12 protein-coding genes are annotated in these 10,683 nt (G+C 59.4%); 8 read left to right on the forward strand and 4 right to left on the reverse strand.

All coding sequences use genetic code 11. The features are described from left to right. The 5 genes from AAAB16_RS00620 to can all read left to right on the forward strand — a co-directional run. Window positions 1–2,197: hypothetical protein (locus tag AAAB16_RS00620; protein ID WP_340661586.1), on the forward strand; the 2,197-nt coding region annotated here is incomplete at its 5' end. Between the two features lie 492 nt (window positions 2,198–2,689). Then, window positions 2,690–3,526, forward strand: a complete 837-nt coding sequence (locus AAAB16_RS00625; RefSeq protein ID WP_340661587.1) for an energy transducer TonB — start codon at window positions 2,690–2,692, stop codon at window positions 3,524–3,526. Then, on the forward strand, window positions 3,519–3,971 hold the full coding sequence (rimI, locus tag AAAB16_RS00630; protein ID WP_340661588.1) for a ribosomal protein S18-alanine N-acetyltransferase: 453 nt from the start codon (window positions 3,519–3,521) through the stop codon (window positions 3,969–3,971). Before AAAB16_RS00625 ends, rimI begins: the two co-directional genes overlap by 8 nt. Window positions 3,972–4,082: 111 nt before the next feature. Next, window positions 4,083–6,014, forward strand: coding sequence for a bifunctional UDP-sugar hydrolase/5'-nucleotidase (locus AAAB16_RS00635; RefSeq protein ID WP_340661589.1), 1,932 nt, complete (start codon window positions 4,083–4,085; stop codon window positions 6,012–6,014). A gap of 87 nt (window positions 6,015–6,101) precedes the next feature. After that, window positions 6,102–6,746, forward strand: coding sequence for a carbonate dehydratase (can, locus tag AAAB16_RS00640; protein WP_340661590.1), 645 nt, complete (start codon window positions 6,102–6,104; stop codon window positions 6,744–6,746). A 179-nt stretch (window positions 6,747–6,925) separates the two neighbouring features. On the opposite strand, the gene osmE is transcribed toward can, so the two are convergent. After that, complete coding sequence (osmE, locus tag AAAB16_RS00645; RefSeq protein ID WP_340661591.1) at window positions 6,926–7,264, reverse strand: osmotically-inducible lipoprotein OsmE; 339 nt, start codon at window positions 7,262–7,264, stop codon at window positions 6,926–6,928. Window positions 7,265–7,349: 85 nt separating this feature from the next. Continuing rightward, window positions 7,350–7,556 (reverse strand): hypothetical protein, encoded by a 207-nt coding sequence (locus AAAB16_RS00650; RefSeq protein ID WP_340661592.1) that lies wholly within the window; start codon window positions 7,554–7,556, stop codon window positions 7,350–7,352. Between the two features lie 115 nt (window positions 7,557–7,671). On the opposite strand from AAAB16_RS00650, the gene AAAB16_RS00655 reads away from it, so the two are divergent. Together AAAB16_RS00655 and AAAB16_RS00660 are read left to right on the forward strand one after the other, a co-directional pair. Beyond that, window positions 7,672–8,028: a hypothetical protein gene (locus AAAB16_RS00655; protein WP_340661593.1), complete on the forward strand. Its 357-nt coding sequence runs from the start codon at window positions 7,672–7,674 to the stop codon at window positions 8,026–8,028. A 76-nt stretch (window positions 8,029–8,104) separates the two neighbouring features. Then, a complete protein-coding gene (locus AAAB16_RS00660) occupies window positions 8,105–8,386 on the forward strand; it encodes a PsiF family protein (protein ID WP_340661594.1) in 282 nt (93 codons plus the stop codon). Between the two features lie 18 nt (window positions 8,387–8,404). Here the strand turns inward: AAAB16_RS00660 and AAAB16_RS00665 are convergent, their stop codons facing one another. Then, entirely contained in the window at window positions 8,405–8,608 is a 204-nt protein-coding gene (locus AAAB16_RS00665; RefSeq protein WP_340661595.1) for a hypothetical protein, read from the reverse strand. Between the two features lie 89 nt (window positions 8,609–8,697). On the opposite strand from AAAB16_RS00665, the gene AAAB16_RS00670 reads away from it, so the two are divergent. Beyond that, entirely contained in the window at window positions 8,698–9,168 is a 471-nt protein-coding gene (locus AAAB16_RS00670; protein ID WP_340661596.1) for a transcription elongation factor GreAB, read from the forward strand. 84 nt (window positions 9,169–9,252) lie between these two features. Here AAAB16_RS00670 and AAAB16_RS00675 read toward each other — a convergent pair whose 3' ends face one another. Continuing rightward, window positions 9,253–10,518 (reverse strand): Hsp70 family protein, encoded by a 1,266-nt coding sequence (locus AAAB16_RS00675; RefSeq protein WP_340661597.1) that lies wholly within the window; start codon window positions 10,516–10,518, stop codon window positions 9,253–9,255. Between the last annotated feature and the right edge of the window lie 165 nt (window positions 10,519–10,683).

The raw sequence follows: 10,683 nt of genomic DNA on the forward strand, positions 1-10,683 counted from the left end.
CAGCTACAGCGAAGACGGCAAAACCCTGGCGCTCAAAGACGTCAGCAATCGCCCCGCCACCGGAGCAACGTCCAGCTCAACCACCAAGATCGACGTGGTCGGCAATCAACTGGTGGTCGAGCACAAAGCGGGTGCGCAGCAGTTGGCCGTCAACAATGTCGAGATGGCCGGCAGCAGCAACAGCTTTGGTAGTTTTCGCGCGTTCTACACCTTGGGCGCCACCCTGAAAATCCGTGGCGGCGGCGCCAGCGGTGTGAGTGGTATTGGCCTGGACGACAGCAAGCTATCGCTCACCGACGTGACCTTTTACTACCGCGACAACGGCTATGACTTGATCGTCAACGGCATGTCCTTTGACGCTTACCTCAACAGTGCCTATCTGGATATCGTCAGCGGCGGCAGCGGCAAAGAAGTCAAACTCGACCTTGGCAGCTCGCGGTTGTTGGCCAGTATCGGCGGCATCAGCCTGGACCTGGCCCACAGCGACCCGGTGGCCGGCGTGCCGGTGACGCCCAGCAACCCCGACACCCGCGACGCCAACGCCAGCAAAAGCTTTGGCTCACTCAACCTCGACCTGCGGCTGGGCGGCAGCCTGAGCATCGGTAGCGGCGGCGCCAGCGGCCAGGGCATTCGTATCCGCCCCAACCTGACCATTAGCAACAGCCTGTTCCAGTACCAGGACGAAGGTGTGCTGCGCGCGGAAAACTTCTCCGGCGTACTCAGCAGCACCAGTGGCCTGACCCTCGATCTGGCAGGTGATGCTACTGGCAACTCTGTCCAGGTCAAATTCCCCGACCTACGCCTGAACGCCACCTTAGGTGGGCTGATCATTGGTAATGCCAGCAACCAGAAACTCGGCAGCCTGGGCATCGACCTCAACTTTGCCGACGATGGTGCCAAACAAAACTGGCTGAAACTGCGCCCCGGTGGCGACATCAACTCCGGCCTTAAAGGCGTGACCGCCGATGTCAGCTGGAACATGGTCAACAGCTCGGTTTCGCTCACCGATAACGGCAACAGCATGTGGTTTAGCGGCTTGCGCACCAACGGCACAGGGCAACTGACCCTCGACCTGACCAAAAGCTGCGCCGCCGGGGCCAGTACCGGCTGCTACGCCGGCAGCCTGAGTGATATGAGCAAAGGCAATTACAACGGCCACTTTGACGGCCTGCGCTTGGGCCTGAACAACATCAAAGGCAGCTACAGCTTTGATGGCTTGCGGGTGGGTACGGCCAATGCGCCATTGCAAGGCGGCACCGAGCTGCTGGTGCTGATGGAAATCTTCCCCGCCTATGACTTCACCGTAAATGGCCAGCTGACCATCCAGCCGGGCGGTTTTAGTGGCAGCGGCATTCGCTACAACGCCGACTTTTACGTGAGCGAGGCGCGGGCGGCGATCACCGTTGATGAAACTGGCAAAGGCCTGTGGTTATCCGGCACCAGCTACGACATGCACTTTCGCGACGGCACTCTGGATATCAGCAGCGGCGCGGCGGGGGAGAAGGGCGGGGTAGAACTGCGTAAGGGCACATACTGGTCGACGCTGGATGTCAGCGATGTGCGTTGGGGCGACCGGGCAACCGGCACCAGCCTGGGGCGGATCATGCTCAAACGCTATGAACAGGGCTCAACCTTGGCCTTGAGTTCGGGCGGCGCCGGGGCGCTGTGTGTCGGTGGCAGCGGCGCTACTGCCAGTGCCTGCAGTGCGGGGGGCGGGCGCTGGGAAGACCGTGGCAATGAAGGCGTTTCGGTAAAACTCAAAAGTGTGTTTGTCCGCGATACGACTGTGGACAGTTCGGTCAATGGCGTGGCCACTGATGAGAAGCGCAACCAAGTGTTGTGGGAGACCAATCGCACGGCTGGTAATGGCACTGGCGCGCAGTTGGTGATCGACAACTTCTCCACCTCCGATGGGGACCCGAATAATCCGAATGCCAACACCTATGGGGTCAATGCCGATCTCAATCTGGATGTGGCGCCGACTAAGGTGAAGGTTAAGAGTGGGGCCAATGCCGGTACTAATGTCACGCCCGATCCGCTGGGGTTTGCGGTGAATGGGCGGATTACCTTCAAAGAGGTGAATGTGGATCGGTTGCAGAATGTGCATCCTACGGGTGGGGCTGTTACGGCGATGTATGGGATTAAGGCGCAGAATGCTGATATTCGGGCGAACCTTACGGCTACGCCGATTAATTAGGTGAGCCTACGCGCGCACCGTGCACGCCAGATTTCGGTTTTCTTCATTACCGCGTGGGCTTGGTGTTTTGTTTCGCGCCTTACGCGCGAGTTTCTTTTGGCATTGCCCCAAAAGAAACCAAAAGGTCTAGCCCCTACCTTGGCCTTGCGCTGCGCTCCAGGTTCCCTCGTTGCGTCGTTGCTCCAGGGGAACGGCACAACGGGCCTTCCATGGCCCGATGTGCCTCTCGCGGCGTCCCTGCCGCTCAACCCCTTACTCAACGACTCCACTCGGCCTTGCGGTGAAAGGGGCGGGTAGATCAAGAGCCAGATCAAGATCACAAGCCAGATCAAAAGCGGCTCGGTAATCTCCTGTAGGAGCCAGCAAGCTCGCTCTTACAGCAGCCAACGCCATCTGCGTGGACACCACCCTTTCCCCGCACCTGCCTTTGCGGCGACAATCGCGCCTTTGTCGCGTCAGTCACGCCGATGCTAGTCCGCGTGTGGAGCTGAAATGATCACTGAACTGCGCCGTCGCGCTTTTTTGAATGCTATGCAGGTGGCCAGTTGGCTGCCGCGTGTTGCGCTGCCTTTTGCGGCGCCTTCGCGCCCGGAGTTGTTGGCGCCGCTGGCGGCCGAGCCGGAGCCGACCGCCGCTGTTGCCTCGGTTAAAGAAGCTGCCGCCGCCCCACAAGCCCACGTTGCGCCAGTCGTGGAACCTGCCGCTGCGGTTGTTAGCGAGCGGCCGAAAATTGAAGTGCCACGCCCAACTGCACGGGTGGAGGCCAAGCCGCAGCCGGTGGCCGCGGAGGAAGAGGCCGCTGTTGCCCCGGCGAAAGTGGCCCCTGTGGCACCACCACGTTTTAGTCTGCAACTGTTGCGCGCGGGCTCGTGTGTGATTCTTGCCGAGTTGTCCACAGGCGAACCCTTCGCTGCGCGTGATCCTGCTTATCTGTTGTTGAAAGATCTGTTGCGTGCCGCCGGCCTGCCGGACAGTCCGCAAATTATCGGCGAGCCGGTACGTTGGCCGTTGTTGGCGCGCGGCACCATGGATCAAGGCCCGCAAGCGGCGTTGGAGTATGTGCAGGGCTTTTTGATGGCGCGCCTGGAAGAGGAGCCGGAATGCAAGTGCTTGTGGCTGGTCGGCCTGCCAGCGATTCGGTTTGCCGGTGAGGCCGATGCTGAGGCCTATAACCGCGAGTTGCAGGTGGAAGGGTTGGGCGCTGCTTGGGCAGTTCCAAGCTTGGAGTTGTTGATGGACGAGCCGGCGCGCAAGGCGCCGCTGTGGCAGGCGATGCAACGTGTGATGCGCCGCTGGCAGAGTTCGGGAGTCGAGTCGCTGCATGAATGACGTGGTTACTTTCCGCCCGATGACCGAGGCGGATCTTGATGCAGTTGTGCTGATCGAATGCGCTGCCTTTAGCCACCCCTGGTCGCGCAAGCTGTTCCATGACGGCCTGAGCAGCTATGACTGCTGGGTGATGTTTGAAGGCGAGCGTCAGGTAGGGCATGCGGTGCTTAGCGTGATTATCGACGAAGCCCACCTGCTTAATATCACCGTGGCGCCGCTGTGCCAGGGCCGCGGGCTGGGGCTGAAGTTGCTGGAGCGGGTGATGCAGCGCGCGTATGAGCTTAAGGCCGGCGAGTGTTTTTTGGAGGTGCGTGCCAGTAACCTGTCGGCGTATCGCTTGTACGAGCGTTATGGGTTTAATGAAATCGGTCGCCGCCGCGATTATTACCCCGCGCCCGGTGGCCGCGAAGACGCCTTGGTGATGGCTTGCACCTTGTTTGATTAGCGCTGCGGCCTGATCTGCTACAGCGGCCGACGCGTTCGGTCGCTGTTGTCGCTGGAGGGGGCGGCCATACTCGCGGCCGGCATCAATACCGCGATGAATAAGGACTTTTTCATGCCCCTGCTGCGCCCCCTCGTTTTCGGCTTGCTGCTGAGTGCAACCCTGGCCTCGGCCACCGCCGCCCCCCGCGACTTCACCGTGCTGCACACCAACGACTGGCAGTCGCGCCTGTTGGGTTTCGGGCCTAACAATGAGTACACCCCGGCCACTGTTAATGACGACGGCACCGTCGGCGGTGTGGCGCGTCTGGCCACCCTGGTTAAACAGCGCCGCGCTGCGGCGGGCGAGCAGCCGTTGCTGTTGCTTGATGCCGGCGACTTCACCATGGGTACGCTGTTTCACACCATCAGCCGCGAAGCCGGCAGTGAGCTGCGTTTGATGAGTGAGATCGGCTTTGATGCCACCACCCTCGGCAACCATGAGTTCGACTTCCGCCCCATGGGCCTGGCCGCCATGCTCACCGCCGCCTCGAAAGCCGAGGGCGCCAAGCTGGTACCGGTGCTCGCCAGCAATATCCAGTTCGACCCCAACAACCCCAACGATGACAGCCTTAAAGCGCACCAGGACGCCGGGCGCATCGTGCCCTACAAGGTCATCGACAAGGGCGGTATCCGTTTTGGTCTGTTTGGTTTGCTCGGCTACAACGCCATTACCGTCTCGCCGATGACGGCACCGGTGACCTTTGCCGACCCCATCGAAACTGCCAAGGCCATGGTGAAAAAACTCAAGGAAGAGGACAAGGTTGATGTGGTGATCCTGCTCTCCCATATGGGCGTGGCGCAGCAGGACGACGGCAGCTGGCGCGGCGAAGAAGTAGAAATGGTCGAGCAGGTGCCGGGCATTGATATCGTCGTCGGCGGCCATTCGCACACGGCGCTGCCGCAACCGGTGCTGGTCAACGGCCATACGCCGGTGGTGCAGGCCGGTTCGGAAATCCAGTACTTGGGCGAACTGCATATGCAACTGGGCGAGGACGGCAAAACCCAGGTGCGCGATTACAGCCTGCACCCGGTCAATGACCAAACGGCTGGCGACGGCGTGATCACCACTCAGGTCGAAGCGTTCAAACAGCAGGTCAGCCAACAGATGCTGGCGCCCAAGGGGTATCGCTTTGATCAGCCGCTGGCCAAGGTCGACAAAACCCTGACCCGCGAACACGACGATCCGATTCTCGCCAACCTGGTCACCGATGCGCTGCGCGATGCCACCGGCAGCGATATCGCCTTCACCGGCAACGGCACCATCCGCGATGACATGATTGAGGGCCGTACGGGCGTGCAGGCGGTGTCTGATTTATTCCGCATCGCACCGCTGGGCATTGGCCAGTTGGACGACGCACCGGGTTATCCACTGGTCAAGGTGTATGTCAGCGGCAAAGAGCTGAAGAGCATTTTGGAGGTGCTGCTGCTGGCCTATCAGATGCGCGACAGCGACAGCTACTTTCCCCGCGTCGCCGGCTTACGCTTTAGCTACAACCCCTACCGCGTGCCGTTTGACCGGGTTAGCCGGATTGAACTGGGCGACGACAAAAGCGGCTACCGCGACCTCGACCTTAACGACCCGCGCCTGTACAGCATTGGCGCCAGCAGTTACGTCGGCAGTTTTACCTGGCTGATTTCTGACCTGAGCAAAGGCCTGATGACCGTGGTGCCCAAAGACGCCAACGGTAAGCCGCTTGCCGAACTGAACGACGCGATTATCGACGCCGACCCCAATACCCCTGGCGTGCAGGAGTACAAGGAGTGGCAGGGCTTGCTCGACCATATCCGTCGCCTGCCGGATACCGACGGCGATGGCCTGGCCAATATCCCCACCAGCGGCCCGGCGGCCGAACAGCGTATGGTCCGTGCACCGAGCTTTGCTCCAGCGGATATGTTCCGCTACGCCGGTACGCTGCAATGGGGCGTGAGTGTGGTGCTGGGGTTAGGGCTATTGTTGATTGTCTGGCTGTTGCGCCAAGCCTTTCACCGCCGGCCACAGCCGTGATTGGTCTGTGACCTGAGCCACAACCCGCTTGTCAAAGCCCCCACACGCACCCTAGGGTGTGCATCGATTTTTTTCGGAGCGACGGCCATGAGTGATCTACAGCACCTGTTTGACAACAACGCGCGTTGGGCAGAGGCCATCAATCAGGAAGACCCGGAGTTTTTCGAAAAACTCGCCCGCCAGCAGGTGCCGGAATACCTGTGGATTGGCTGCTCGGATGCGCGTGTACCGGCCAACGAAATTGTCGGCCTGCTGCCCGGCGATTTGTTTGTGCACCGCAACGTCGCTAACGTGGTGCTGCACACCGACCTTAACTGCATGTCGGTCATTCAGTACGCCGTGGATGTGCTCAAGGTGAAACACATTCTGGTCACCGGCCACTACGGCTGTGGCGGTGTAAGGGCTTCAATGAAGGATGTGCAACTGGGCTTGATCGACGGCTGGATTCGCTCAATCCGCGACCTTTACTACGAACAGCGCGACCACCTGGCGCAGCTGCCGACCGAAGAAGAGCAAGTCGACCGTTTGTGCGAACTGAACGTGATTCAGCAAGTGGCCAACGTCAGCCACACCACCCTGGTACAAAACGCCTGGCACCGCGGGCAAGCGCTATCGGTGCATGGCTGCATCTACGGCATCAAGGATGGGCGTTGGAAAAACCTCAACGTTACCGTCAGCGGCATGGAACAGCTGCCGCCGCAGTATCGCCTGCGTCCGTTAGGGCAAAGCTAACGTCAAAATCGCGAGCTTTTGATTTTGTTTTTTGGCCGTCACTGGCGATAAAAATCCAGATCGAGCGAGCTAGAGCGGGGCGAGGCAAAAACGCCTTTGTAAGCGCAGTTGGCTGTAGCCAATGAGCATTGCAAAGGCGTTTTTAACGTGGCCCCGCCGACGCGCAGCCGATCGAAGCCTTACTTAACCCGTTCGTTGTGTTCCATCTGCTCACAGGTCATAAAGCCCTTGCCATCGACCCGGTCGTTGGCATCAAAGCTTACGTAGTACACCTGTTTGGCGCCGTCTTTTTCCATCACGTAGTTATTGCAGGTGCCTGAGCGCACGGTGCGGTTCAGTTCGGTGGAGGGTGGGCCGCCAAGGGTCAGGGTTTGCGATTTGGTCATGCCAACGTCGACTTGTTTGACCAGCGGTTCGTTGCGGTAGGTCACGTAATCGACCGGGTTTTCCAGCTTGCTGGCGCAACCTGTCACTGCTGCCAGTGCACAAAATGCCGCGAGGAGTTTGGTTTTGTACATGGTGATATTCCTTGTGGGGGGCCGTTGTCGGCTTGCCTGATTTTTGAGCCGCCTCGCTTTAACTAAGTTCGAGTTATTTCGCCGCTCACAGGCGCACAAAGCGCGGCACCAGCATCAGCCCGACACCAATGGCCACCAGCAGATACGGGTCGCTAATAAAGTAGCTGTAAACCATCAGGGCCAGACCACACACCCAGGCCACCGCATGGCCCTGGCGTTTGCCGTAAATCAGATACCCCAGGCCAATTGAGCCAAACACCAAGCCGGCCAGCAGGGTTGCGCTGGAGTCCATCAAACACCTCAGGTCTTTAATTGGGCGTGCGCTGAACCTGGCGACCCGGCACGTTGCCTAAGTATGCCGCTGGCCGTTGCCAGACTCTCCAAGGATTTTGCCAAGGACTTTGCCGATGCCTGTTAAACGTCTGCGCTTTTTGCTGCCACTGCTTGCCGTGCTGGTGCTCGGTGCTTGCTCTGAAACACCAGAGCCGGCCAGTTTTGTTAATCGGGTATGGAGCGTCAGCGAGTCGCCGACCGTGAGCAAAGGCATGCTCTATGTGTTTCTCTCCGACGGCACTTTGGTGCTTGCCTCTGCCGGTAACAAACCGGCCTTCGGTCAATGGCAGCAAGATGGCGCTGACCTGGTGATGATCGAAGAAGGCCAGCGTTACAAAACCGAGGTGCTGATGGCCACCAAGGACATTCTGCAACTACGCCAACACAACCCTGGCGAGCCGGTGGAGATGACCTTAGTACCTGCAAACTAAGAGTACCTGCACACTGAGCAAAGCGCCGGGCACTGGCTAAGCTCTAGCGGTGCGCCGTTTACTCAGGAGAAATGCCATGCACCGTTTGCTTACTGCCTTATTGACGCTGTCTGCCCTCAGCGCTCCATCCTTTGCCGCCACCCCGCAAGAACGGATGAAAACCTGCAACGCCGACGCCACGACAAAAGCACTTAAAGGCGATGAGCGCAAAGCCTTTATGAGCACCTGCCTGAAGGCTGATAGCAAAGCCGCCACCCCGCAGGAACGGATGAAAACCTGTAACGCCGACGCCACCGCCAAAGCCCTGAAAGGTGACGAGCGCAAAGCCTTTATGAGCGACTGCCTGAAGAAAAAATAAGCGCCGCCCAGGCGACCGTTATTGCTCTTCGGTCGCCTTCTTCAAGCGCTCGTTGTTCAGCGCGTTCGCGGCATTGATCTGCGCCTCCAATTGCTTTTTCTGCTCTTGCAGCTGTTGTGCTTGCTTGGCTTGCAGCTCGGCCTGTGCGGCGGTTTCGCCGAGGCCGCAGGCGCTTAGCAAGGCGACGGTAATAACGAGGGCAGATACCTTGAAGGGGGACATGGAGCGCTCCAGAACAGTTGGCCAAGGCCGGTGGCCAACTCTAGCAAAAGCGCTTCATAAACACCGAGCAGGACGACACAATGGCGCCCATGAACAAAGCCCATCTGCACGCCCTGATCATCGCCAAACTTGAAGCCGATTTGCACACCGCGCAGGTTGCGTTGCAAACCGCCTATGAGGCGGCCACCCACGAAGAAAACGTCGCCGAAAACAAGTACGACACCTTAGGGTTGGAAGCGGGTTATCTGGCCCATGGCCAATCGCGGCGGGTGGCGGAAATTGAGCAGGCGCTAGCGGCCTATCGCAACTTGCCGTTGCGTGATTTCGATGCGCAGCAGGGCATTCAACTGAGCGCGCTGGTGCTGTTGGAAAGTGACAGCGGCCACCGGCGCCAACTCTTCCTCGGCCCCGATGGTGCCGGGTTAAAAGTGCAATTCGGCGATGCCGAAATCATGACCATCACCCCGCGCTCACCGATGGGCCAGAGCTTGCTCGGTAAGGCGCCGGGGGATGTGGTGCTGGTCAATGGCCAGGAGTCGGAGGTGATAGCCGTCTCGTAGGGTGTGCTGCGCGCACCCTGGCGATATCAGGTCAACCGCTTGGGGCGCATAGCACACCCCACGAGATCACCGGCGGTTTTGCGTTTAGCCGTAGCGTTTTTTCGCTTCAATGGCGAGGCCGCTGCCGATACTGCCGAACGAGTCGCCTTCGGCATGGCGGGCGTTGGGTAGCAGGCGTTGGATATTGCCGCGCAGCGCCGGAATGCCGCTGGAGCCGCCGGTAAAAAACACGGTGTCGATGTCTTCGGTGCTGACGCCCGCGTCGGCCAATAGCTGCAATACGCTGCCGTTTACCTTGCCGAGCAATACGTCTATGGACTCATCAAACAGCTGACGATTCAGCTCTGCCACCAGGCCCGGCTCGATACGCTCAAGCGAGATATTGCGGCTGTCCATTTCGGTCAGTTCGATTTTGCTTTGTTCCACTTGCATGGCCAGCCAATGCCCAGCGCGTTGCTCGATGAGCTTGTAGAAACGGTCGAGGCCTTCGGTGTCCACGGCGTCGTAGCGCATGTTTTTTAGCGCGGTTTGCGACTGCTGCGAGTACACGGCGTTGATGGTGTGCCAGGTGACCATATTCAGGTGGTGGCTGGTGGGCATATAGGCCTGGTTTTTCATCCGGCTGCCGTAGCCGAACAGTGGCATAACACCGGCCAGACTCAGTTGCTTGTCGAAGTCGGTACCGCCGATATGCACACCGCCGGTGGCGAGAATATCGCTCTGCCGCTCGGGCAGCATATGGCGCTCGGGGGCCAGGCGAATCAGCGAGAAGTCCGAAGTACCACCGCCGATGTCGACGATCAGCACCAGCTCTTCACGGCTCAGGGTGCTTTCGTAGTCGAAGGCGGCGGCGATGGGTTCGTATTGGAACGACACATCCTTAAAACCGAGCTTTTTCGCTACGCCGACCAGGGTGTCTTCGGCTTCTTTATCGGCTTTTTCATCGTCATCAACAAAGAACACCGGGCGGCCCAATACCACTTGTTCGAATGGGCGCTCGGCCACGTGTTCGGCGCGGGTTTTTAGCTCGCCAATAAAGAAACCAAGAATGTCTTTAAACGGCAGGGCGCTGCCCAGCACGGCGGTCTCACTTTTCAGCAGCTTGGAACCCAGCAGGCTTTTCAGCGAGCGCATCAGGCGGCCTTCGTAGCCTTCCAGATACTCATGCAAGGCCAGGCGGCCATACACCGGGCGGCGTTCTTCAAAATTAAAAAACACCACCGAAGGCAGGGTGATTTTTCCGTCTTCCAGCACCAGCAACGATTCTTCGCCGGGGCGCAGCCAGCCGACGGTGGAGTTGGACGTGCCAAAGTCGATGCCAATGGCACGAGCAGATTGCGCGTTGGTCATGATGAATTCCGGTACAGAAAAAACGGCCGCGCAGTTTACCTGAGGGGGAAGCGTGGTGTGTGGTTGGATTGCGCGTGGGTGATGAAGGGTTTTTTGACGGCGCCACCCACATCTACACCGTCGTCCCCGCGCAGGCGGGGATCCAGAGTGGTGCGGGTGTAGGTG

The organism is Pseudomonas sp. (assembly GCF_037994325.1).
In the GTDB taxonomy this organism is placed as follows: domain Bacteria; phylum Pseudomonadota; class Gammaproteobacteria; order Pseudomonadales; family Pseudomonadaceae; genus Aquipseudomonas.